General features: G+C 53.9%; 28 protein-coding genes and 1 tRNA gene. 15 read left to right on the top strand and 14 right to left on the bottom strand.

Going from position 1 to position 21,562, the window contains the following annotated elements; all coding sequences use genetic code 11:
* Positions 1–23: 23 nt before the first annotated feature.
* Both IG193_RS09245 and rnhB read right to left on the bottom strand, forming a co-directional pair.
* On the bottom strand, positions 24–620 hold the full coding sequence (locus IG193_RS09245; protein ID WP_192819497.1) for an acyltransferase: 597 nt from the start codon (positions 618–620) through the stop codon (positions 24–26).
* A 34-nt stretch (positions 621–654) separates the two neighbouring features.
* Entirely contained in the window at positions 655–1,293 is a 639-nt protein-coding gene (gene rnhB / locus IG193_RS03430) for a ribonuclease HII (RefSeq protein WP_218042172.1), read from the bottom strand.
* Positions 1,294–1,327: 34 nt separating this feature from the next.
* Here rnhB and IG193_RS03425 point away from each other — a divergent pair, with 34 nt between their 5' ends.
* Complete coding sequence (locus IG193_RS03425) at positions 1,328–1,855, top strand: nicotinamide-nucleotide adenylyltransferase (RefSeq protein WP_192819496.1); 528 nt, start codon at positions 1,328–1,330, stop codon at positions 1,853–1,855.
* 4 nt (positions 1,856–1,859) lie between these two features.
* On the opposite strand, the gene IG193_RS03420 is transcribed toward IG193_RS03425, so the two are convergent.
* The gene (locus IG193_RS03420; protein WP_192819495.1) at positions 1,860–2,828 is read right to left on the bottom strand and encodes a hypothetical protein; all 969 of its coding nucleotides are present in this window, start codon (positions 2,826–2,828) and stop codon (positions 1,860–1,862) included.
* Positions 2,829–2,884: 56 nt separating this feature from the next.
* Positions 2,885–3,226 (bottom strand): Sec-independent protein translocase subunit TatA/TatB, encoded by a 342-nt coding sequence (locus IG193_RS03415; protein ID WP_192819494.1) that lies wholly within the window; start codon positions 3,224–3,226, stop codon positions 2,885–2,887.
* A 69-nt stretch (positions 3,227–3,295) separates the two neighbouring features.
* Between IG193_RS03415 and IG193_RS03410 the strand changes: the two genes are divergently transcribed.
* Positions 3,296–4,243: an isoaspartyl peptidase/L-asparaginase family protein gene (locus IG193_RS03410; protein ID WP_192819493.1), complete on the top strand. Its 948-nt coding sequence runs from the start codon at positions 3,296–3,298 to the stop codon at positions 4,241–4,243.
* Positions 4,244–4,249: 6 nt separating this feature from the next.
* Here IG193_RS03410 and IG193_RS03405 read toward each other — a convergent pair whose 3' ends face one another.
* Positions 4,250–4,750 carry a hypothetical protein gene (locus IG193_RS03405; RefSeq protein WP_192819492.1) on the bottom strand — a complete coding sequence of 167 codons (501 nt, stop codon included), beginning with the start codon at positions 4,748–4,750 and terminating at the stop codon, positions 4,250–4,252.
* A gap of 53 nt (positions 4,751–4,803) precedes the next feature.
* Complete coding sequence (locus IG193_RS03400; protein WP_192819491.1) at positions 4,804–5,679, bottom strand: AEC family transporter; 876 nt, start codon at positions 5,677–5,679, stop codon at positions 4,804–4,806.
* A 52-nt stretch (positions 5,680–5,731) separates the two neighbouring features.
* On the opposite strand from IG193_RS03400, the gene IG193_RS03395 reads away from it, so the two are divergent.
* Genes IG193_RS03395 through IG193_RS03370 form a run of 7 tightly spaced genes read left to right on the top strand, consistent with a single transcriptional unit; the run spans position 5,732 to position 9,344 of the window.
* Entirely contained in the window at positions 5,732–6,655 is a 924-nt protein-coding gene (locus IG193_RS03395; RefSeq protein ID WP_192819490.1) for a sugar phosphate isomerase/epimerase family protein, read from the top strand.
* Positions 6,655–7,038: a cyclophilin-like family protein gene (locus IG193_RS03390; RefSeq protein ID WP_192819489.1), complete on the top strand. Its 384-nt coding sequence runs from the start codon at positions 6,655–6,657 to the stop codon at positions 7,036–7,038. Before IG193_RS03395 ends, IG193_RS03390 begins: the two co-directional genes overlap by 1 nt.
* Positions 7,026–7,829, top strand: coding sequence for a class I fructose-bisphosphate aldolase (locus tag IG193_RS03385; RefSeq protein ID WP_192819488.1), 804 nt, complete (start codon positions 7,026–7,028; stop codon positions 7,827–7,829). Before IG193_RS03390 ends, IG193_RS03385 begins: the two co-directional genes overlap by 13 nt.
* A 42-nt stretch (positions 7,830–7,871) precedes the next feature.
* Positions 7,872–8,174 (top strand): ArsR/SmtB family transcription factor, encoded by a 303-nt coding sequence (locus IG193_RS03380; protein ID WP_192819487.1) that lies wholly within the window; start codon positions 7,872–7,874, stop codon positions 8,172–8,174.
* A complete protein-coding gene (locus tag IG193_RS03375; RefSeq protein ID WP_192819486.1) occupies positions 8,164–8,538 on the top strand; it encodes a hypothetical protein in 375 nt (124 codons plus the stop codon). The genes IG193_RS03380 and IG193_RS03375 overlap by 11 nt, the downstream gene beginning before the upstream one ends.
* Positions 8,535–8,669 (top strand): hypothetical protein, encoded by a 135-nt coding sequence (locus IG193_RS09240; protein ID WP_263971738.1) that lies wholly within the window; start codon positions 8,535–8,537, stop codon positions 8,667–8,669. Before IG193_RS03375 ends, IG193_RS09240 begins: the two co-directional genes overlap by 4 nt.
* Positions 8,670–9,344, top strand: a complete 675-nt coding sequence (locus IG193_RS03370; RefSeq protein ID WP_192819485.1) for a bactofilin family protein — start codon at positions 8,670–8,672, stop codon at positions 9,342–9,344.
* A 6-nt stretch (positions 9,345–9,350) separates the two neighbouring features.
* Here the strand turns inward: IG193_RS03370 and IG193_RS03365 are convergent, their stop codons facing one another.
* From IG193_RS03365 to IG193_RS03335, 7 genes are all read right to left on the bottom strand, one after another.
* Entirely contained in the window at positions 9,351–10,226 is an 876-nt protein-coding gene (locus tag IG193_RS03365; RefSeq protein ID WP_192819728.1) for an SPFH domain-containing protein, read from the bottom strand.
* Between the two features lie 159 nt (positions 10,227–10,385).
* Complete coding sequence (locus IG193_RS03360; protein WP_192819484.1) at positions 10,386–11,621, bottom strand: NfeD family protein; 1,236 nt, start codon at positions 11,619–11,621, stop codon at positions 10,386–10,388.
* Between the two features lie 15 nt (positions 11,622–11,636).
* On the bottom strand, positions 11,637–12,473 hold the full coding sequence (locus IG193_RS03355; protein ID WP_192819483.1) for a DUF92 domain-containing protein: 837 nt from the start codon (positions 12,471–12,473) through the stop codon (positions 11,637–11,639).
* 163 nt (positions 12,474–12,636) lie between these two features.
* Entirely contained in the window at positions 12,637–13,308 is a 672-nt protein-coding gene (locus IG193_RS03350) for a prepilin peptidase (RefSeq protein ID WP_192819482.1), read from the bottom strand.
* A gap of 13 nt (positions 13,309–13,321) precedes the next feature.
* Positions 13,322–13,651, bottom strand: coding sequence for a 50S ribosomal protein P1 (gene rpl12p / locus IG193_RS03345; RefSeq protein ID WP_192819481.1), 330 nt, complete (start codon positions 13,649–13,651; stop codon positions 13,322–13,324).
* 31 nt (positions 13,652–13,682) lie between these two features.
* Positions 13,683–14,747, bottom strand: a complete 1,065-nt coding sequence (locus IG193_RS03340; RefSeq protein ID WP_192819480.1) for a DUF354 domain-containing protein — start codon at positions 14,745–14,747, stop codon at positions 13,683–13,685.
* Positions 14,748–15,029, bottom strand: coding sequence for a hypothetical protein (locus tag IG193_RS03335; RefSeq protein ID WP_192819479.1), 282 nt, complete (start codon positions 15,027–15,029; stop codon positions 14,748–14,750).
* Positions 15,030–15,494: 465 nt separating this feature from the next.
* Here IG193_RS03335 and IG193_RS03330 point away from each other — a divergent pair, with 465 nt between their 5' ends.
* The 3 genes from IG193_RS03330 (at position 15,495) to IG193_RS03320 (ending at position 18,356) form a co-directional block, all read left to right on the top strand.
* On the top strand, positions 15,495–16,673 hold the full coding sequence (locus IG193_RS03330; protein WP_318779409.1) for a Cdc6/Cdc18 family protein: 1,179 nt from the start codon (positions 15,495–15,497) through the stop codon (positions 16,671–16,673).
* Positions 16,674–16,707: 34 nt separating this feature from the next.
* Entirely contained in the window at positions 16,708–17,301 is a 594-nt protein-coding gene (locus IG193_RS03325) for an ASCH domain-containing protein (RefSeq protein ID WP_192819477.1), read from the top strand.
* A 65-nt stretch (positions 17,302–17,366) separates the two neighbouring features.
* Positions 17,367–18,356 carry a DHHA1 domain-containing protein gene (locus IG193_RS03320; protein WP_218042171.1) on the top strand — a complete coding sequence of 330 codons (990 nt, stop codon included), beginning with the start codon at positions 17,367–17,369 and terminating at the stop codon, positions 18,354–18,356.
* Here the strand turns inward: IG193_RS03320 and IG193_RS03315 are convergent.
* Positions 18,331–18,846: a hypothetical protein gene (locus tag IG193_RS03315; protein ID WP_192819475.1), complete on the bottom strand. Its 516-nt coding sequence runs from the start codon at positions 18,844–18,846 to the stop codon at positions 18,331–18,333. The two genes, IG193_RS03320 and IG193_RS03315, sit on opposite strands and share 26 nt — an antisense overlap.
* A 101-nt stretch (positions 18,847–18,947) precedes the next feature.
* Between IG193_RS03315 and IG193_RS03310 the strand changes: the two genes are divergently transcribed.
* The 3 genes from IG193_RS03310 (at position 18,948) to IG193_RS03300 (ending at position 21,462) form a co-directional block, all read left to right on the top strand.
* Positions 18,948–20,327 carry a TrpB-like pyridoxal phosphate-dependent enzyme gene (locus IG193_RS03310; RefSeq protein WP_192819474.1) on the top strand — a complete coding sequence of 460 codons (1,380 nt, stop codon included), beginning with the start codon at positions 18,948–18,950 and terminating at the stop codon, positions 20,325–20,327.
* Positions 20,328–20,375: 48 nt separating this feature from the next.
* Positions 20,376–21,341, top strand: coding sequence for a mevalonate kinase (mvk, locus tag IG193_RS03305; protein WP_192819473.1), 966 nt, complete (start codon positions 20,376–20,378; stop codon positions 21,339–21,341).
* 27 nt (positions 21,342–21,368) lie between these two features.
* Positions 21,369–21,462: transfer RNA gene (locus IG193_RS03300), tRNA-Thr, on the top strand.
* Positions 21,463–21,562 lie beyond the last annotated feature (100 nt).

The following is a 21,562-nucleotide window of genomic DNA, read 5'->3' as shown; positions in this document are numbered from 1 at the left end:
GCGGTCACTGCTAGGAATGACTGCTACTTCTCCAGGGCTCTCAGATGCTCCTTTTTTATAGCCACTTGCTTGCCACAGTGAGAGCACCTGAAGAGAACACTGTCCTCGGTCTCTCCAGCTCTGTCCTTCAGGGGCCTGCCGCAGTAGCACACAAAGCCTACCAGACGAGCCGGGTTCCCAACAACGAGGCCGTGGGGCGGCACATCCTTGGTAACGACGCTACCTGCGGCAACCATTGCGTACTCGCCTATAGTCACTCCGCACACTATAGTCGCGTTGGCCCCAATGCTCGCCCCCTTCTTCACGACTGTGGGGACTACCTGCCAGTCTGTGGAGAACGCGCGCGGGTACTTGTCGTTCGTGAAGACAGCGTAGGGGCCGACGAAGACATCGTCTTCAATAATCACACCCCTGTAGACAGAAACTCCATTCTGTATCTTCACCCTGTCCCCGATAATGGCTCCAGAGTCGATGTAGACATCCTTCCCAACGTTGCAGTTCTTCCCTACGCGGGCTCCAGACCTAACGTGCGCAAAGTGCCAGATACGCGTACCCTCTCCGATGACAGCACCGTCCTCCACTACTGCGGTAGGATGCGCGTAAAACCCCTTCTCGTCCATCAACCCCACTTCCCCGCCTTGTTAAAAAACATTACTAGAGCCTCTCCAGAGTGCTCCACGACTTCCGGACTATAGGGGGTAGAGAACCCTCCCTCTCGATCCACCTCTTGACGAACTCGCGTGTTTTGGGGTCTGAGGGGTACCCAGAGCCGAAGTCGCCGTACGTGCTCTTGAGTTCTCTTATTATCCGGTCACGCTCAGTCTTAGCTATTATCGATGCAGCGGAAACTATGACGTACTTGCTGTCTGCGTGGCTCTCGGCCACTACCTCAACCCTAGTCCCGACCCTTTGTGATAGTCTCCTGCCAAACCTCTCTGGTAGAGGGTCAGGAGAATCGACGTACACTTTTTCTACGCTAACTCTCTCCAGGGCCTGCTGTATCAGCTCGGCCATGAGTGATAGCTCGAGCTCGTTCAAGTTCCCGAAGCTCAGGCCCTGAACTGCCCTGTCAACTTCCTCTGGCTGGACTACCCGCACGGCAAAGTAGTCGAGGAGTTGCTCCAGGACACGCCGCAACCTCTCCCTACGAGCCGGCGTCAAAAGCTTAGAGTCCCTAACACCTAACCCCTCTAACCTCCTCAACTTCGCCTCGCCCGCGCAGGCTATCGCAACGACCATCGGCCCTATTAGAGGCCCTCTGCCAGCCTCGTCTACGCCGGCTACGAAGACCACACCCTTATTAGGCTTAGCGGCATAATAAATCGTTGTGTTCAGCAGGACCCTATTCCCCGGCCGCTTTCAACCAGTGCACAACGGCCATGTGGCAGCGATACGCTGGTTGCTCGGAGTAAGCGAGGAAGTGATAGTCCTGGTCACTGCAGCGCAGTACAGCTACACTCTAGAGAATCCATTTACTGCCGGAGAGCGCATAACCATGCTTCGCTACGCGCTGCGGGACGTGTGGGATCGTCTCTACGTGGTACCTCTCGATAATATACCAGACAACTCCTTGTGGCTCGACTACATTGAAAAACGCGTCCCCAGGTTCGAGGCTGTGTGCACGGGCAACCCATTTGTAGAGCTGCTCGCCCGGGCTAAGGGCTACGAGGTCTTGAAGCCCCCCTTGCTCGATAGAGAAAAACTGCAGGGTAGAATTATCCGGAGACTCATCTCGGAGGGGGGAGAGTGGGAGAGCCTCGTCCCAGAAGCCGTCGCCAACTACATTAAGAGCATAAGGGGGGTGGAGAGGCTACGCGTGCTAGCCGCTACCGAGTATGTTGTGGTTAACCCCTAGAGTATCACCCGAGTACACGCGCGACTACTTTCACTGCACCGCTCTTCGAGAGCTTGTAGAGGGCTGATAGAGTCTCGCTGGTGCTGACCCCGCCCCTCCTACTTATCGTGTCTACCAGGTCAGAGAACTCCATGACTTTGCTTTCGCTTGAAGCGGCAAGCCACAATAAAGCCTCGAAGACTCTTGCCTCGCCGTGTGCAAGGCTCCTCTGCAGTATTTCGCCTGCGCGGGTCTTTATTCTCCCTAGCTCTGAGTAGAACCTCTGCGTGTCAATAGGTTGGGGCTTTGCCTTCAGTTCAACTAGTTCTTGTTCCATCTTGTTCAAGTCTTCCATGTCCCTCTCGAGCTGACTTTTCTCTTGTAACACAGCAACTGCGAGAGCTCTTCTCGTGATCTCACGGGTCGCCGTGAGCTCTCGGAGAATAAAACCCAGTGCTTTCTCGTACTCAGACCTCAGCGCCTTTTCAACTCTGTCTAAATCTTCTACCCCCTTTTCGAGGTCGGCGAGTAGAGGTAGCCTGGGGTATCTCATTAACGCCTCCTGGAGCCTCCTCACTCTAGCAACACTCTTAGCCGCCTCGGAGGCCATTGATGGGTTCAGTGGACTTATGATCTTGATGTAACTATCAACACTCTCTGCGGCTTTCTCGGCCTCGGGTATGATTTTCTCAACTCTCTCGAGGAAGTTGAGCGTCTGTCTAAGCGTCTCTTCGAGGGCTTTAAGGTCTTTCTCGTATTCCTCGAGCTTCTGGGGCAGGTTCTCAGAGTCTGGCGGGAGTGGAGGGTCAGGGATGGCTATACTTGAAGATAATTTGTCGACAAGCACCTTTAGGAAGGCATTGGACTCGCCCTTTTTCACGAGGGCCTCGTAGAGTTGCTCCACCCTCGCTATCTCCTCTCCAACTCTCTGGCTCGACTGGGCTAGATAGTCCAGCAGGAGCTTTTTGGACTTTTTTCGCAGCAAGAGCTCCATGACAGCTCTACTATGGAGTAGCTAGCAGACAAAATGTAGATATTGTTTAAAATACCCTAGATGAGCCCCTTCTCCTTTGCCCTCTTTATGACCTCCTCTACGAGCTCCTCCCTGGACTTGCCCTCTGTCTTAACACCCAGCTTCTCGGCAAGCTTCTTAAGATCCTCGTCAGAGATAGTGGACGCCGCCGTCTTTGGAGCCGCCGCTTCCTCCACGGACGAAGTAATCTTCTGGCTCTCCTCCCGGAAGATCCTGACAGCTTCGCCCGCAGCCTTCGCGAGCTCGGGGAGCTTCTTTGGGCCGAACAGTATCAGCGCGATAATTATGAGGAGCAGGATCTCAGTGGGGCCTAGTTGGAACTGCAGGGGTAGTGCAGGCTGGCCTCCGACAGGGTACATCGTTGCACCAGAATTTCAACGCACAGCTCATGGTAAAAAAATATTTCTGTGGCCACTCATTTCCCTGCTGTGACGAGGGAAGTACTCGTCATTCACGGCGGAGCCGGGAGGTTCAGGCCCTCTATCCTCGAGGAGCGCGATAAACTTGAGGAGGCCTTACGCACAGCACTGTCTAACGGCGAGAGAGCACTGGCATCTGGCAACGCGCTGGACGCTGTCGAAGAGGCCGTTAAGACCATGGAGGACTCAGGAGTTTTCAACGCCGGAAAGGGCGCCGCCCTGAACCTACTAGGGGAGCAGGAGCTAGACGCGAGCATAATGTTTGGGCGGGACTTGAGCTTTGGAGCCGTTGCGTCGGTGAAGTACACGTGGAACGCTGTCTCTCTAGCCAGGAAGGTTATGGAGCGCACAGACCACGTACTCCTAGTCGGCAGCGGCGCCGACAGGCTCGCCGAGATTCTAGGCTTTGAAGTGAAGCCGCCACCACCCGAGAAGTTGAGGGAGCGGTACCTTGAGCTCTCTGAGAAGCTCAAGAGTTCGAGCTACGACCTCTGGCGTAAGAACTTCGAGATCGCCAGGCTCTTCTTCTCGGACACTGTCGGGGCCGTGGCTCTCGACAGGGAGGGCAACCTGGCCGCTGCCACGAGCACAGGTGGCCTGTGGCTCAAGTTCCCTGGCCGTGTAGGTGACACGCCGCTCCCGGGCGCTGGTGTCTACGCCGAGAACGGCGTTGTCGCCGTCTCTGCGACGGGTATAGGTGAGATAATAGCGAGGTACCTCGCGGCGGCGCGCGTAGCCTTTAAAGTCGAGTCAGGCCTAGACGTTGTTCAGGCAGTTCGGGAAGTTGTCGACGAGGTTACAAGGCTGTTCTCGGAGAGGAACACTATAGGCCTCATAGCGCTCGATCCGCGAGGGAACATAGGCATGTCCTCGAACTGCGAAGTCTTCCTAAGAGGTTATGTTGTTAGGGGTGAACAATTCAGGGTAGCTGTCCTGGCCAACGAGGAACTGTCCTAGAAGCCCTCAGCCTAGGAGGGCCAGTATTGTTCTTCTTGCGCGTCTGCTCTCCCTGTAGAAATACGCCGATACGATTACTGCTGCTACGGAAAGTATGGACACTAGGGGGTTCCTGTATAGAACGCTGTAGGCGGCAGAGAGAGATGAGAAGGTTAGACTCAGCGCAGAAGCTGTCTCGGCGAGATTTACCATTAGGGCGCTTCTCTCAAGGCTACCCCTCCCGGACTTGACTCTTACTAGGACTGTTGAGAAGTAGAGGGCACCTATACCCGCGCACAGTAGTGCCGGGAGAAGCACTATACCCACGTCCTCATAGAGGGGCCTGGACGTGTACCTCGGTGCCGTAGCATTCGCAGGCTTCTTATTGGTCGAGAGGACATGAGGAGTAGTTTCATTGAGCTTCACTTTTTCTAGAGCTACGCTCTGCCTTGCCCCCTGGAGTACAGTGAGCAGGGAAGCCGTCAAGAGCAGGGCCGAGACCAGTACCAGTACCAGAGACCTAATCATCTCATTACGAAGCCTCTTTCGTTGTACCTGTAAATAAACTAAACGTAGCGCGGTTACGGTTTCAGGAGGAAGAGCACAGCGGGGAGCGCCACTAGGGTTGAGACGAGCGTAGAGGTGAAGACTATCCTGGCGACGCGGCCCGAGTCGAAGCCCAGCTCCCTCGATATCGGCACGCACGATACAGCGCTGGGCATCACGCTCTCTAGTATAGCCACCCCCCTGTCTACGCCGCCGAGAAGGCCTGTCTTAACGAAGAGTACAGTGAGCGGAATCACGATTGCTAAGCGGTACAAGTAAGCCCTTAACCCCTCCACGTCAAACCCGGGGCGTTGTCCGAACTCCAATCCTAGTTGCAACAGGGCAACGGTTGCAGCTGCATCGGAGAGCGATTTTAGAGTTGGGAGGACGGGATCGGGCAGGGGTAGTCTAGCTATGCCGGAGGACGCGCCTAGGATTACAGCTGTAACAGGGGGGAATAGCAGGATCCTCCTGACTAGGGAGAGGGCAGTCCTCCCCCTCCCGGAGAGTAGTGGCGCGATGGAGTTCGATAGCGAGTTATTCCCCAGTATATAGAAGCCAACGCTAGAGACGCCCTCCTCCCCCCAGAGCGCGTGTGCAATCCCTACCGGTACATAGCCTGCATTGGCGTACATGGACGTGAGGACGATCTCCCTGTCTTCGCGGAGTGACCTCGTCAACGCGAATGTTAGGAGTACGCCCAGAGCGCTCAAGGCGGAGAGGTTTAAGAGCCGCGGCTCTGAGACCTTCAGTAGCCTGTTGTACGTGGAAAGGAAGAGGAGCGCCGGCAGGAAGACGTAGAGCACAACCCTGGAGAAAAACGCTAGCTCCCTCTCGCCCGGCTTCAAGTAGGCTCCTAATAGTAAACCGATTGCTATGGGGATGTATATCTCTGCGAGTATTTCGAACACAATCCCCGATACTAAGCAAAACTTTTATTCGTAGCGGGCATCAACATGCTATATGCTTGCAGTTTCTATCAGGACGGGGAAGAGCATTCACCTTGTACCTTTTCCATGGAGGATTAGCATTGTAGCCTTTATGGCTAACCCGCTCCTGATAAAGGATGATGCCCAAGCGGCCAGAGAGACCGTAGAGGTGCTGGCCAAAGACCCCTTCTTCGACGTGGTGGAGCTGAACCTCCTGGGTGACGAAGCCTGGCGATCCGTAGAGCCCCTTCTCAAGAGTAGCGGGCTTGAAGTCGCTGCGGGGCTCCAGCCCATGACCCTCGCCCAGGGGTTTAACCCTTCATCAGTCAATGAAGACGAGAGGCGGAGGGCCGTAGAAGCCCTCTCCCAGGCGATAAAGACGGCCGCGTCGAGAGGGGTTAGGAGAGTCGCGTTCTCCAGTGGGGCTGACCCTGGATCCGGGAACCGCGAGGCTGCGAAGGACTCTCTAGTTAAGAGCCTCAGGGAGCTGGCCGGCCTGGGCTCTAAGCTCGGCGTTGAGGTTATCTTAGAGACCTTCGACAGGGACTGGGACAAAAGACAACTCATAGGGCCCATTAGAGAAGCAGTCGAAGTTGTTAGTGAGGTAAGGCAGAGCTTCGAAAACGTAGGGCTACTGTGGGATCTCAGCCACGCCCCTATGCTGGGTGAAAAGCCGGCAGACCTCAAGCTCGCGAAAGGCCTTCTCTCGCACATCCACATCGGTTGCGCCAAGAAACTGCCAGACGGCAAGCTAGTAGACTGGCACCCGGGCTTCTACAGGCCCGGTGCAGTGAACGGCGTTGAAGATGTGTCAGACCTCCTTAAAGTACTGGCGGAGATCGAGTACTCCGGTGCTGTGGGATTCGAGGTCAAGCCCGAGGAGGGACAGTTTTGGAGAGAAGTCGTGGAGTCGGCTAAGGGTGTGCTCTACACGGCGTTTGCTAGGGTGGTGCAATAGTGGGTAGGCTTAAGATAATCTTCCCCGAGAGCATAGGCGCCGTCGAAGTGGAGCTCACGGGGCGGAACCAGAGGACAGTGGACGCGATAATCAGGGCTACCCCCTTCGAGAGCAGGGTGAACCTGTGGGGCGAGGAAATATACTTCTCCACACCGGTGAAGGTAGGCCAAGAAGTGGGCTCTGAGGTTGTCGACAGGGGCGACGTTGCCTACTGGCCCCCAGGCAATGCTATATGCCTCTTCTTCGGGCCCACGCCCGTGAGCAAGCCCGGCGAGATAAGGCCTGCGAGCCCCGTCAACGTGTTTGGTAGAATTGTAGGAGATTTGGAGCGCTTGAAACGCGTCAAGAGCGGCGAGAAGGTCAGAGTAGAGTGGGAGCCTTGAGCTCCGGCAAGAAGCTGAGGTTGAAGAAGCTCTTCAGGGACGGGAGGGCTTTAATCGTGGCACTCGACCACGGCAGGAGGCACGGGCCGATTGCAGGCATAGAGGACATGCGTGTAACACTCGAGAGAGTGCTCGAGGGCTCGCCGGACGCCGTCATGATGACTCCAGCCATGATAGAACGCTACTGGGAGATCCTCTCGGACACGTTTATCGTGGCTCGTATTGACGGCACAGGAACCGTGCGGAGTGTTGACGAGACAGACGACAGGCTCATCTCGAGCGTCGAGCGCGCAGTGAGAGTGGGAGCGGACGCCGTCAGCGTCATGGTCTACCCTGGTTCCAGGAACGAGTCTACGCTGTGGGAGAAGCTAGCCCGCGTCGTGGAAGAAGCCGAATTCCTCGGCGTGCCCGTCATGGCCGAAGTTGTGCCCAAACCCCCTGGCTTCACGTCATTGGACTCCAGTGTCGTTGCTTATGGCGCGAGAATAGCGGCAGAGTTGGGGGCAGATATAGTCAAGACCGTATACGTAGAAGAGTTTTCAGAGGTTGCGCGTAAAGTCCCTGCACCAGTCGTTGTCCTGGGCGCGTCAAAGGCCCCCCTGACCGAGGTTCTAGAGAAAGTCGAGAAGGCTGTGAGGTCGGGCGCGGCGGGCGCCGCCATAGGGAGGAATATATTCCAGCACAAGTCTCCAGGGCTCGTAGTAAGAGCTCTAATGGAGGTGATTCACGGGGGTGCAGACCACCGATCTGTTCTGGAAACACTTGGCCTGAGAGAAGACCCCCTTATGTAAAGCTATATTTATATATAAGTTACTTATTATAGAATTGATGGCATGGAAAAGGAGAGCCGGGTCGAAGAGCTCGCAGAGGTGTTACAAGTGCTAGCGAACCCGGTACGCCTCAAGATGCTAGCGCTAATTGCCGTGAGGCCTAGGTATGCGTACGAATTGTCGAAGATTCTGGGGCTCTCCTACCCTCTGACACACCTGCACGTTACTGCCCTCGAGAAGGCTGGCCTGGTGAGGAGTGAGGTGATCCCGGGCCCGAGACCTAAGAAGGTTTACAGTCTTGCAGACTTCAGAGTTGAGGTCTCGCCGGAAACTCTGAAGAAAATGGGTGAGGAGCTTGAAGGCTAGCAGTGTTTTAGCACCAGCTCTATCGTTGCTCCTCGTTGCCTTGCTAGCACTTTATGTACCTCTTAAAGTTATAGAGGGCGTTTCGGCGAAGACCCTTGACCCCTTATTTGGAGGCATTATCGTTGTTGTCAGCATAGTTGCGGGGGCTACGCTCGGCTTCTTTGCCCTAGTATTTACTGTAGTGGTACCGCTTGCAGAGAGTGAGAATCATGACAAGAAGGTATACGCCTTGAAAATTAGAGAAGTGGAGGAGAAGTTGGCTATTTATCGTGCAAGGCAGAGAGCTATGCTTGAGGAGCTTGACGAGATAAAGAAGCAACTAGAAGAGATAAGGGACATCCTAAAGGAGGGGATGGGGGTTTGAGTGAGAGGAAGCTGAAGTATGTTGAGCTTAGCGATGAGGAAGTTGAAGAGATGGTATTGAAGAGGCTTAAAGAGGTTAAGGCATTACTAGAGGAGATAAAGGCTATTTTCAAGCAGGCAGGTGTCTCATAGATGGGCTACCTATTGGATGCCTACGAGTCAGCGTTGAAGTCTTCAAGGAGGGCTGGGTCGCTGAAAATCAGGGGTGCGGGAGTAGCGAGTGGTGGGTGTTACCGCGAAGTAATTGTGAGCGGCGCAGGGAGAGTCGAGGGCGATGTCGAAGCTGATTTTATTAAAATCTCTGGGTCGGCTACTTTCAATGGCAGTATTACAGCCAGGGAGGTTAGAGTTTCCGGGGCTATGAAGGTTCAAGGTTCGCTTAAAGCTGTACTTCTACACGCGGCTGGTGCTATGAGAGTCGAAGGCATTATAGAAGCAGAGGACGTAGAGTTTTCTGGCTCCCTGATAGCGTCCGAAATAAACTCTAAGCGTATAGTGGTAAATGGAGCCTTCAAGACGCTGGGGAGGGTGTCTGGACGAGAAGTTACATTTATACTGTCTGGAGACTCTAAGGCTGAGGCGATAGAAGCTGATCTACTTAAAGTGAAGGGCTACACGCTGCCTATGTTGCTCAGGCTTATATTACGGAAAACTCTTCCAGCGTTGGATGCTCGGGAGATTCACGCTCGGGAGGTTATTCTAGAAAATGTCATTATTAGAGGTACCCTGCACGCGGAGAAGGTGAAGGTTAGAGGGGGTGTAAGAGTAGAGGGAGAAGTTATTGGTAAGATCGTAAAAGAAGAGTAACTTTACTTACCCCTTTTCCCGTGAGTACTCTTCAAGGTACTCCTTTAGTGGGCTAAGTAGCCTGAAAACCTCCATCGGTAATACGATCTTTGTGGAAGGTGCTGATGCTACTGACTGCAGAGCTGCGAGGTACTGAAGCAGCACGGTCTTCGGGTCAAGCTTCCTGGCCTCCTCGTCTACATACCTCAGGGCGAGCGCTTGGCCCTCGGCCCTCAGTATCGCCGCCTGCTTCTCCCCCTCGGCCTTAAGTATCAGGGCCTCCTTCTCGCCTTGGGCCACTCTAACGGCGGCCTCGCGCTTGCCCTCAGCCTCTGTAACCATAGCCCTCCTGTTCCTCTCGGCGCTCATCTGCTTGATCATGGCCTCCTGTACCTCTCTTGGCGGGATAATTTCTCTAATTTCTACTGCCGTGACCTTGACACCCCACCTAGCCGTGACCTCGTCTAGTTTCTCCCTGAGAACCTCGTTTATGTACTCGCGCTTCGCGAGAACCTGGTCTAGGTCGATGTCTCCCACTACGGCTCTAAGCGTCGTCGTTGCTATCCCGATTGCCGCCCCCCTGAAGTCGGATACTTCTACTACGCTCTTCTTGGGGTCTACCACCCTGAAGTATATCAGGAAGTCAATGTCGACGGGCGCGTTGTCCTTGGTTATACAGGTCTGCTTGGTCACCTCTATGTACTGTTCTCTCAGGTCTACAGTTACCCCCTTGTCGATGAGGGGTATCAGCAGTACTATGCCTGGACCTGCTACTTTCACAACTCTTCCTAGGCGCAAGACTACTATCCGCTGGTACTCTGGGACTATTCTAATACTCGTTGCGATTATGCTTACGAGTATTACGAGAGCTATGAATGCAAGAAAGATTGTGAGAGGATCCATTTTCTCCAACCGATTGTAACTGGTACACGCGACCTAATTAACTCTATCCCCATGCTTGAACTCTCCTCGGAGCCCCTGGGATTCTTCGAGTGAAAAACTTCCCAACATTGGGTTACACTGCTTTAGAGAGAGGCGTGTCGAGTGGGTAGATTTCTTTGTTCAGGCCGGGGACGAACCGGCCCGTCTGACTCTTAGTATGAGCCCGTAAACTCCTATAACAACTATCTTTTCGCCCTCGTGGATTTCCTCGTCACTCTCGGCAGTCCACTCCTCGCTCTCCACAACTACTACCCCTCTCTTGCCAGGCCGTATCTCGGTCTTTGCTGTTCCGATTTTACCAATTAGTTTTTCCTCCAGACTGGGGGTCTTTATTTTTAGAGTCTCGGAGGCTTTGAAGATTATAAAGCCTATGAATGCGACTAGTGCCCCGAGGATGAGTAGCGCTGCTACTGTTAATGATGAAGGCGAAAAGTAGGGCTGTGTGTAGTACTCGAGGATTATAGCGAGAACTACGAGAGCCGTGCCTGCCAGACCGAAGACCTGGATACCGGGTTTAAAGAGCTCCAGTAGGATCAGCGCGGCTCCAGTGGCAACAAGTATGAGTGTCAGCAGGTTTATACCGATGATGCCGAACGTGTAGAGGGCGAGGAGTATCAGTACTGCGCCCGCAACCCCCCACCCCTGGAACCCTGTTACGTGTATTTCTAGGGCGAGTAGGAGAACCCCCAGAATCATGAAAAGGATGGCAACGCCTGGATCTGTGATAAACGATAGAAGGTCGCTGACAGCATCTGGCCTTACATAGGTGAGCAGCGTGCCCTCTAGCCCCTCCAGCCTCAACACATCAGCAAGAGAGTTTGCCCTGCCGTCGGCAATGCCCAGCGATATAGCCTCGCTAACGGTTAAGGTCTTACTCTCGGCAACGAGTTTGCGGGCTATGTCTGCCGCGCCCCTCACTCCCTTACCTTCTAGGAGGCTCTCCAGCCTAGAGACCATATACGACTCTATTTTCTCATTGGTGGGAACTGGCTTGCAAGCTCCTATGACTGCCCCCTCGCCCAGGTAGAGCTTGTTAGACGCCAGGGCAATTCCCGTAGCAGCGGAGACGGCCTTAGCGCCTGGAGGCACCCATGCGATGACCTTGCACTTGCATGACTTGATGAGGGCGATCATCTCGTCCATGGACTTGACATAGCCGCCGTAGCTGTCCACTATGAGGATTACTGCTCCTGCCAGAGACTCCTGCAGAGCCTTTCTGAGGAGGTATACTTTGCCCTCGTCAATGTTGCCGCTTATCTCCACCACGAGAGTGTCGGTTGGCTGGGGGGTTAAGAGGGGAGATGCTAGGAGGGCAAGTGCGAGGCAAAGGATAGCTACGTGCGCCTGCACTCTCATTGTGTATGAGATACGTTACCCTGCTATAATAAAGTGACTTAGCACTAATCCTAGTAGAGCGGTAATCCCGGTTGCGAGTAGATTTGTCGTCTCGTTTGAAACCCAATCTAGCCCACCAATCTTCATCGTCTTCTCGCCGCAGAGGTGGACAGGCTTGTCAGTAAGAGTCTGGCAGCGGGAACAGAAGTACTTAACCTGTAAGCTCGCTCCGATAAGGCTGTCAAGAACTTCTCCGAGCCAACCGAGTACTACAATATAGGGTACTACGACTTGGCTTGTGTGGAGGAGCCCCAGGGAGTTCTCCACTAGTACTATTAAGCCTATCAGTGAGGATCCTACGAGTGCCCCGAGGCTACCCAGTGGTGTTACGCCTCCAGATGTTCCTGGCTCGACTTTAACCTTCAACCGGGTTATGAGCCTAGGCTTCCCAGGATAAAGTGCGCCTATCTCAGCGGCCCAAGTATCTGCGTTGGAAGCGGCTAGCGCGGCTAGAGCTGGTAGTAGTAGTCTACCGCGGTAGTCCGGCAGAATACCGTACATGGCCGCCAGGATAGCTGCGATTGAGCCAGCACCTATTACCTGGCTGGCAGACCTGCCTTCCTCTCTCTCAGCTGAGCCCTTGATTTTCTTCGAGGAATATGCTAGACGTGTTACAGCCGAGGAGGAGAAGAAGAACGTAAGGGATGCCATGTAGAGGCCGACTCCACCCATGAAGTATAGGCCTGAAAACACTACGCTGACAACAGTTGCCCTGCCGTCAAGGTATCTATACTTGTAAGCGATTACCCCTAGAAGAATGCCTAGCGCAACACCTGTTGCAAAGCTCGCTGCGCTTTCTTCCAGAGTGTGCACATAGCGGGTAAGTCCTCCTGGGTAATTATACTTGTTGTCCGTGCCTCGGGCCTCGCACCTGTCGGCTCTCAATCCGTGGTATGACACGCTTCAAAACAGGCTTCCGGGAATCGGGGGAAGGTCAATCTCCAGGAATACCTAATTCCCTGCGTAGTGCATTTTACTAGAGAGGTAGAGGCCTAGCTATAGCCAGGTAGAAGAGGTAGCCTATAAAGAGTAGGGTTACATATGGGAGCCCCACCGTCACCCAGAACCCTTCATGCGCCAGGCTCTGTTTTTCTCCGGGCTCAGGGGTCGGTACACCAGCTCCTGCATCGCCCGGTAGTATGTACATGTAGCTCTTGGAGTAGTACTCTTCTGGAGTGACGAAACGCATTGTCGTGTACGCTAGTATCTTTTCCAGGAGCGACGCATTGCTGTCGAAGCGAGGCTTCCTTGCGATATTCACGGCTACGTTGTAGATAACATATACCAGCGAAGCTAGGCCCGCGATTGTAACGATTGATGCAAGAGGGACAAGTGTCAAGAAGTTCCTGGTAGAGGGGGGCTCTAAAGAGCCTATGAAGAATAGGGCTATCGCGTCAGCATCTCCCATGAGTTTGAGCTTCCACACGAGGAGGGATATAGAGGCCGTCAAGAGCAGCGACACAGTGTAGAGCTCCAGGTTAACAGTATTCAGGCGGGCCAGGAGGAGGGGGGTAGCCACCGAGAAACCGGTAATCCACACTTTGTCGTCGACTTCTCTACGCCTATAGTCAGAGTATCCTGCAGCTGCCAGTGTCAGTAGAACAGCCAGTGTACGTAGGGTGTCAACGTATGGTAAAAGACCTGGCAAAAATGCTCCCTTCCTAGAACCCGAAGAGACTCGAGAGACCCTCCTCAATGCTCTCTTCAGGCGCCTCCTCTTTCTTTTCCTCTTTCTTCTCTTCCTCTTTCTTGCCCTCTGTGGCTGGTGCGGGAGCGCTCGTGGACGCGGCTGTAGCCGGAGCGGCTGCCACAGGTATTGCGGCTGTCTTGATGGCTTCTCCTATATTGACTTCTTTGAGAGAGGCTACTAGTGCTTTAAGCCTCACTTCGTCGACCTGTATGCCTGCAGCCTCGAGTATCTTTCTCACATTCTCCTCTGTTATTTCACGCCCTGCATGGTAGAGTATCAAGCTCGCATATACATACTCCATTCTTTCCACCGCGAATTGTGCTTCTACAGACTCAATACTTAAAGCTTTCGTCTAGAAGCCTCTGTATTTCTCTTGAGTAGACCTTAATGGGATCCTCCATCAGTGACTGTGCTCTCTTCAGGTAGACCTGCCTGTCTCCCTCGCTGTTTTCTCTTGACATTATGCGGCCTATGACCCTGGGGTTTACAGGGGCCTTGAACAGCGGGAAGCCTTGCTTCCTTAAATACTCATGGACTTCCAGCTCGCCTGGGTATGTTGATACTGAAGGGGTTCCAAGGAGAGCTGCCTCAGTCGCCATTGTCCCTCCACCGCTAACGACGAGCCTTGCGTAGAACTCTAGGCTCACGAAATGCGTGGGTTTTTCAAGGATTTTAACCCTAGTACTCCACCTAGACAGTGCTTTGCCGAAAAACCTCGCCTGATTCGGGTAGCGGGGATACACGACGACGTCGAAGCTCGTGTGCTCGAGTACCTGTCTGATTATTCTTAGTGGCATGCTGGTGGCCTCTCTAGGATCCGGGTAGTAGTATGCCTTCTGCTCTCCGGGCCTTACGAGCACATAGCTGAATGGTTCGAGGCCAAGCTCGAGAGGCACCCTCTTATCCGGCTTCTCCCGGAGAACCCAGGCAAGCTCGAATAGCCCGTTGAACGTTATTATCTCCGTCAGGTCTTTGTAATGTTCGAAGTGCTTCGAGAGGAAGACCGGGGTTATGAACTTTCTCGACAGGGGGATTGTGAGTCTCGAAACAGCGTCTGAGTGAGGAGAATCGCTCGACGTTATAGTCTTCACTCTGAGCGCAAAGGCTACACGGGTCGAGTCAGGAGAGACGAATGTTATGTGGAGGTCTGGCTTTTCAGACAGGACTATCTTTGTCAGTACTTTCTGGCGGTTTATGCTCTCGAAGAATTTCTTGTGCGGCTCCACGCCGCCGTATTGGCCGACGACATAGTACTTCTTCCAGAGACGCGATGCGAGCTCTACATTGAAGTCGTAATCCCGTGTAGTTAGAAAAACTTCACCGCCTTTCAACTCGCCCTGGAGATAGGAGAAAAGGAGCACCTGTTTAGGCGTTAAAGCTTCGACCCAAATCTTCATCTACCACTGTACCCCTCCAGCTATCTCCTCCACCGTGTTAGTGTCTTCCTCGTTAGGGTTTTCCTCCAGTTTCCTCGTTATGTACCACATGAACCCCGTGAGGCCCAGGAAGATTGCCGAGAGTATAATACCCAAGGCAATCATCCCCTGCTTTGCCCCCTCCGGGGCCAGCCAAGGGTAGCCCCCCAGCACGTAGTCGCCTAGAGTCAGAGGTACTGGGAACCAGTAAAGCGCTATCGCGAGGGCAGATAGAGACGCTACCACCACAAACTTGGCATTCATATCTAGATCCCCACTATCTTCCGGTAAATATGGGTTTTGATAAGTGTCTGGCAATAATCTATGGGCTCCTGGCACAGTGGGGTCTCGGCAATACCCCTCTGCAGGCTACCAACGTATCGGGCCTCTTCAGGGCCGCCTTGCCCGGTGTAGGGTGTGGAGAGAGGACGTACCGTCGTCACTTAACGCAGAGACCGAGCCGGCAGCGCGAGCGCCTCTCTTCCTGGTACAGGGCTAGGAAGTGGGAACATGTTCGAAAGCTACAACAAGAATAGTTTAGTTTAAATACAGCCATGGTGTTTCGGCACTGATGATGACGCCGTCCCAGTTGCTCGGATGAGATGACAGCCTCGCGACGATCTGAAGCTTCTTCCTCCCTGTTTTCCGGCCCGAGTAACCCTCTGAACAAGATTGTGCAGTTTCAGTATTCATACTTCGAGTGCAACTTTTATCCTCTGCTCCTAGGCTATGGGTATACGAGCCTCAATGACTGTGTTTACTAATCCTAAGGCCCTCTCAAGGCAATATATACCGGCTAGGCTCCCCCACCGCGAACCACAACTCTCTATGCTTCAATCTATTTTCAGCGACGTTCGTGCAGGCTTGCCATACTTTAAGGTTGTCCAGCTTATTGGGCCGAAGGGAACCGGGAAAACTACGTCGACGCACCTGCTCTTGCGCTACCTGAGCTCGGCGTCGCCCGGTAGTGTAGCACACGTATACTTGAACCTCAGGGCTCTTTCTGAACCTTCTCCCTGGGTTATCTACTCCCAGCTAATCACCAGGGTCGGTGGCAGGCCATCGCGCAATCTAAGCGCTGGTGAACTCTTCGAGAAGTTTGTCTCGCTCCTTCAAAGGGACGCCAACCGCACTTATGTGGTCACTGTGGACGAGGCAGAACAGCTCACGGGCTACCGCAGCATACATGGGGGTCAGATAGTCTACAACTTGACGCGCCTACCGGAGTTCGGGGTAGAGAATGTCAGTGGTGTGATCTTTATCTCGAGAGAGGAAGACTGGGCTAGCCACCTGGCTCCCGAAGAGCGATCCTCTCTAGGAGCATTGATAGTCAGGTACCCCGCCTATACTCGTGACCAGCTCGTTGACATACTCCTGTTCAGGTCTGGAGAAGCATTCGTCCCAGGAGCCTTGTCGGGGGCCATTATAGAGTACCTTGCAGAGGTCACAGAGGCGGTTTTCGAGTCAGACTTGAGGCGAGCCCTCGACGTCCTGTTGCTTGCAGGTCAGATTGCAGACTCGGAGAAAGCCGGGAAAGTCTCTATTGAACACCTGAACAAGGCCATTGCCCAGAGCTTGCGGGAGAGATACCTATTCTCTCATAGCGTAGACCAGCTCGGGACAGCCGAGAAGGTAGTTTTACTTGCGGTTCTCCTGGCGTCACGTCAGCTAAACCAGAGTTTCGTCGCGATGAGGGACGTCTACAAGCAAGTTGCCCTGGTCTGCGAGAACTACGGGATGAAGAGTCTCTCCCAGCGCGAACAAGAGGAGGCGCTACAGCGGCTCGCCGACGAGGGGTATATCCAGTTCCGGGGGCCTCTGAAGATTTACGTCACAGCCTTCCCCTCTACCATGGATCCCTCTATGCTGGCCGAGCGCCTGCTAGGCGCGCGCAGGCAAAGAGCTTAAATCCCGTTCTTGGGTTGTGTGTATAACAGGGGCGATGCCTGAAAAGAATGCTGTGAGGAGGCTTGGAAGAGTACTGAGCTTTAGGCTTAGCTACCTGGAGAGACTTTTTTCCGGTGAAAAGTCGACTACGATAAGGAGGGGTATAGTTCAACCACTCCGCAGTGAAGTCTACTTGGAGAGTAACGGCAAGATATACGGCGAGGCGCGCGTCAAGTCCCTGAGGTTCACGCGCGTCGCTGATCTCACGGATGAGGACGCCAAGAAAGACGGCTTCAATAGCCGAAAAGACCTCCTGGACGCACTTAGAGAAATCTACCCCGATATAAAAGATGAAGACTGGGTCACTATAATATCACTCGACAACATCACGAGGTACTCGTCACCAGTGAAAACCGAAGGGCTTAAATCCTCAAGTAATATTGACACCTCTCTTGTCGCCCGTCTCTCCCTCGCGCACGGCCTTCCAGAGTCGCAAGAGCACCGCGCAATCCTGGCGAGGCTGGCCTTGGGCTATAGTCTAGAAGAGGTCGCGCGCATCCATGGGGTCCCAGTGCTAAGAGTTAGAGAAATCCTGGGGAAATACGCTATAATGCTCCGCGAGAAGAGGCTTCTCCCAACACAGGCCTGACTCAGCCGGGGCCAAAAAGGCCAAAAGCCTCTTCGTTGTCACGTTCAGTGAGGAAAAGGGTCTCTATGGTTCGTATAACGCTAATTGCGCATGGAGACATCGATGGCTTGGCATCAGCGGCTATAGTCATAGCGCACTACTTGTACAAAGAGAAACAACTCAAGTACCAACTCTACTTTGCCCAACCCTTCTCTCTCCACGTAACCCTAAACCGTGCAGAGGTTTCAGCCTCGAACGTATTGTACATACTGGATGTAGCCTTATACAGAGAACACTGGGAGCAGGTCTCGCAGCGGGTTCTCGGGCTCAGAGGCAAGCTTGAGGTCAACTGGGTTGACCACCACCCCTCGACGATATCCAACAAAGACGTACTCGAAGCTGTGGGCATTAGAGTCATGGCCTCCCCGGCGCCCGCGACTGCCTCTCTACTCAGGGGAATAGCGCTAGAAACAGGAAACCCGGGATTTTACGAGAGGCTAATAGCACTAGCAGAGGTAGCGGATGCCACCGAGGAGCCCCAAGACTCCGGGCTCGCGTCAGCAGTCGAAATTCTTTCCGGCTCGCTAGCTCTAGACCCCCTGGACGACGAGTTCAAGCGCCGCCTGGTCGAGTACTGGGTTAAGCGCCAGCTCCTTGTGCCCGAGGAGGCTGCAGAGAGATTTGAAGTCGCAGAGGAGAAGGCCAGGAAATTATATGAGGAAGCCAGGAGTAAAATAGTATACGAGTCTCTCACCCTCAGGGTAATTGACCTGCGGGAAACGAGAGTCTACGGCTTCACCGGCAGGATAGCCTCCCACCAGGCCAAAGTGGACGGCAAGGTAGTTCTCGTCCTATTTAGAGTAGGCTACGACTCCGTCGTAATCACAGGTAGAGCCCCTGACAACCTGGAGGTCAACCTAGACGAAATATTCAGAGAGGTGGCAAGACTCTGGGGCGGGTCGGGCGGAGGCCATCACCGCGCAGCGTCGCTACGCGTTCCAGCGCCCGTGGCGGACAAGGTTCTGGACGAAGTAGTAAAAGAGGTTGAAGCTAGCTTATCGAGACGCGTTTTATAGCCGGGTGCTGGAGGATCTTGTCGATCACTTCCCCGGGGACACTGGAGGAGACGACAACGTACAGTTTTGGCTCTTCGTAAAGTGTAGGATCCTCCGCCACCACCTGTAGTATGTTTATGCCTTTCTCGGCCAAGGCGCTGGCAACCCAAGCCAGTATCCCTGGCTTGTCCTCAAAAGTTTCAACTATTAAACACCTATAGCCTAACAGCTTGGCCACGTTTACCAGTGAGGGGCCGGCCGGCCTAAGCCTGGAGAAAAACTCCCTGAGGAATTCATCGCTACTGATCAGGCGCGCAGTCTCGAGGACTGTCCTCCTGTCAACTCCTGCCTCTAGAGCTATGGACTTGTAGGGGACTCTTATCTTCTCCCCCAGGTATACCACGTCATCGCGTACACTGAGTCCATACTTTAGCAGAACTTTGATGACATCCAGTTTCTTTTCGTGGCCTCTAACAGCAGCAGTAAACCTTTCGATCAGGGTGCCGTCCACAGTTTATTTCCCCTCTTAGACCCTATTATAACTACTCGTACACTCCTCGAGGAAACATTTATATACCTCAGTGTATAAATGTGGTAACTTGTGAACAGAAAATGGTAAAAAAGTACATAATTGATGAGACACTGCTCCCCACCAGGTGGTACAACATCTTGCCGGACTTACCCGAGCCCCTCCCTCCATCGCTCAACCCTGCTACCGAGGAGCCCGTGAAGCCACAAGACCTCGAGGCAATTTTCCCCAAGGAAATCGTAAGACAGGAAGTGTCCCTCGATAGGTTCGTGACGATACCGGAGGAAGTACGCGAAGTTTACTCCATCTGGAGGCCCACGCCGCTAGTCAGGGCATCCCGACTCGAGAGAGTCCTCAAGACTCCCGCCAGGATATACTTCAAGTACGAAGGAGTGAGCCCACCCGGCTCTCACAAACCAAACACTGCAGTCGCACAGGCATACTATAACCTGCGGGAAGGCGTTCAAAGGCTTACAACTGAAACCGGTGCAGGCCAGTGGGGGAGTGCACTGGCTTTCGCCACGAACCTCTTCGGGCTCAAGCTCACAGTCTACATGGTCAAGGCCAGCTACCAGCAGAAGCCCTACCGCGCAATCTTGATGAAGACTTGGGGCGCTGAAGTCGTTCCCAGCCCCAGCAACAGGACGAGGGTCGGCAGAGAGATCCTCGAGAGAGAGCCAGACAACCCCGGATCCCTGGGGATAGCAATAAGCGAGGCGATAGAGGATGCTGTAACCCACGAGCACACGAAGTACAGCCTAGGTAGCGTCCTTAACCACGTGCTAATGCATCAGACAGTGATAGGCCTCGAGGCCATCGAGCAGATGAAGCTCGCAGACGATTTCCCAGATTATGTTGTGGGATGCGTGGGCGGTGGGAGCAACTTCGCGGGCTTGGCCTACCCGTTCTACATGCTCGTTCGCGACAGGAAAGCGCCGAAGAACGTAAAGTTCATAGCTGTTGAGCCGACAGCGGCGCCCTCCCTCACTAAGGGAGAGTACATGTACGACTACGGCGATACTGCCAGGCTAACTCCCCTGATTAAGATGTACACGCTTGGCCACGACTACATACCGCCCCCCATCCACGCTGGGGGCTTGAGGTACCACGGCGCCGCGCCCACCCTCAGCCTGTTGAAGAAGCACGGGATATTTGATAGCGTGGCGTACGACCAAGTCTCTGTGTTTAATGCGGCAGTCTTGTTCGCGCAGGCAGAGGGGTTCATCCCCGCCCCGGAGAGTGCACACGCGATAAAAGCCGTGGTAGACCTGGCTCTCGAAGCGCGAGAAAAAAATGAAGAGAGAGTGATACTATTCAACCTGAGCGGGCACGGCCTCCTCGACCTGGCAGCCTACGCTGACTACTTCGAAGGCAGGCTACCGGCGTACGAATACCCCAAAGAGAAGGTCGTGGAGTCGATAGAGAGGCTTCGAGCGCACCTCGCAAGCATCGGGATCGCTTGAACTCAAGCAAGAAGATGTTTTTATTTGTAAGGGCTGTAACTCTCTCACGTGTACGCAATTGCATCGTCTCCTGGCAAAGCTATTCTCTTCGGAGAACACTTTGTGGTAGAGAACCAGCCAGCTATAGCTGTAGCCCTCTCGCTACGCGCCAGAGTGAAGGCCAGCCTGATGGACGCCAGCGTCATAAGAGTATCGAGCAGGAACTTGTCCATGGCAAGGAAGTTTGCGATCCCACCCTCTGGGGAGGGTGACCCTCTATTCCCCGTAGCCTACTCAGCATACCTCGTCATGGAGAGAATTGGATCTCCGCGGGGCATAGACATAGAGGTCGACTCCTCAATACCTCCCGGCTCGGGGATGGGTTCGTCTGCATCGGTCGCAGTGGCAACTATCGCCGCTACCTCCTATGTACTCGGCGCAGAGCTATCACCTGAGGAGATCTCCAAGCTGGCCTTTGAGTCCGAGAAAATAGTCCATGGCAGGCCTAGTGGCATCGACAACACTATCGCTACGTTTGGAGGGGCAATTGCATACAGGAAGGGTGAAGGCTTCTTGAGGCTAAACGTCGACTTCAGCGAGGTCAGCCTAGTGCTAGCAGACACGGGCAGGGCGAGAAATACGGGTGAGTTCGTGAAACGCGTACTAGCCCTGAAAGAGGCCTTCCCAAACGTCCTCGAACCCATCTACTATGCCGCCGGGAGACTGGCAGTAGAAGCGGCAAAACTCATGGAGCGGGGAGACTGGGAGGCTGTTGGAGTGTTAATGAACGTGAACCACGGCCTCCTCTCAGCAATAGGGGTCTCTACCCAGGAAATCGAACAACTTGTGTACACTGCTAGAAGAGCCGGAGCTCTAGGAGCGAAGCTAACAGGAGCCGGGGGAGGTGGCTTTATAGTAGCTCTATGCAGGAAAGGAAGCGAAAACGCCGTAGCGAAGGAGCTCGAAAAGATAAGCCCAAGGGTGATCATAAGCAATGTGTCAAGCGAAGGAGTCGTCGTCGAGGCGAAAAGCTGATAAACCCCATCGCGGGAAAAACTCTTAGCCCCGGTAGCTCAGCTGGTTAGAGCACCGCTCTGGTAAACCTAGTCCTGGTACAGGCAGGCGGGGGTCCCGGGTTCAAATCCCGGCCGGGGCTTTTTTGTGCATTATAACCGAAGTAATCGTTTTTGTAAAGCTGGTTTTGCTTATGCACGTGCTTCAGACACTCTGTAGGAAAAATATTTTTGGCTTTTTTG

Origin of the sequence: Infirmifilum lucidum, from assembly GCF_014876775.1 — an archaeon.
GTDB lineage: Archaea > Thermoproteota > Thermoprotei > Thermofilales > Thermofilaceae > Thermofilum > Thermofilum lucidum.
Note: the sequence above shows the minus strand (reverse complement) of the source record. Positions and strands in the feature narration are given on the sequence as shown.

Bases quoted from the DNA above. Each gene is read 5' to 3' on its own strand.
- IG193_RS09245 (WP_192819497.1), bottom strand. From the start codon at position 620: ATGGACGAGAAGGGGTTTTACGCGCATCCTACCGCAGTAGTGGAGGAC.
- IG193_RS03420 (WP_192819495.1), bottom strand. From the start codon at position 2,828: ATGGAGCTCTTGCTGCGAAAAAAGTCCAAAAAGCTCCTGCTGGACTAT.
- IG193_RS03415 (WP_192819494.1), bottom strand. From the start codon at position 3,226: ATGTACCCTGTCGGAGGCCAGCCTGCACTACCCCTGCAGTTCCAACTA.
- IG193_RS03405 (WP_192819492.1), bottom strand. From the start codon at position 4,750: ATGATTAGGTCTCTGGTACTGGTACTGGTCTCGGCCCTGCTCTTGACG.
- IG193_RS03395 (WP_192819490.1), top strand. From the start codon at position 5,732: ATGCTTGCAGTTTCTATCAGGACGGGGAAGAGCATTCACCTTGTACCT.
- IG193_RS03380 (WP_192819487.1), top strand. From the start codon at position 7,872: ATGGAAAAGGAGAGCCGGGTCGAAGAGCTCGCAGAGGTGTTACAAGTG.
- IG193_RS03370 (WP_192819485.1), top strand. From the start codon at position 8,670: ATGGGCTACCTATTGGATGCCTACGAGTCAGCGTTGAAGTCTTCAAGG.
- IG193_RS03365 (WP_192819728.1), bottom strand. From the start codon at position 10,226: ATGGATCCTCTCACAATCTTTCTTGCATTCATAGCTCTCGTAATACTC.
- IG193_RS03360 (WP_192819484.1), bottom strand. From the start codon at position 11,621: ATGAGAGTGCAGGCGCACGTAGCTATCCTTTGCCTCGCACTTGCCCTC.
- rpl12p (WP_192819481.1), bottom strand. From the start codon at position 13,651: ATGGAGTATGTATATGCGAGCTTGATACTCTACCATGCAGGGCGTGAA.
- IG193_RS03340 (WP_192819480.1), bottom strand. From the start codon at position 14,747: ATGAAGATTTGGGTCGAAGCTTTAACGCCTAAACAGGTGCTCCTTTTC.
- IG193_RS03335 (WP_192819479.1), bottom strand. From the start codon at position 15,029: ATGAATGCCAAGTTTGTGGTGGTAGCGTCTCTATCTGCCCTCGCGATA.
- IG193_RS03330 (WP_318779409.1), top strand. From the start codon at position 15,495: ATGGGTATACGAGCCTCAATGACTGTGTTTACTAATCCTAAGGCCCTC.
- IG193_RS03325 (WP_192819477.1), top strand. From the start codon at position 16,708: ATGCCTGAAAAGAATGCTGTGAGGAGGCTTGGAAGAGTACTGAGCTTT.
- IG193_RS03320 (WP_218042171.1), top strand. From the start codon at position 17,367: ATGGTTCGTATAACGCTAATTGCGCATGGAGACATCGATGGCTTGGCA.
- IG193_RS03310 (WP_192819474.1), top strand. From the start codon at position 18,948: ATGGTAAAAAAGTACATAATTGATGAGACACTGCTCCCCACCAGGTGG.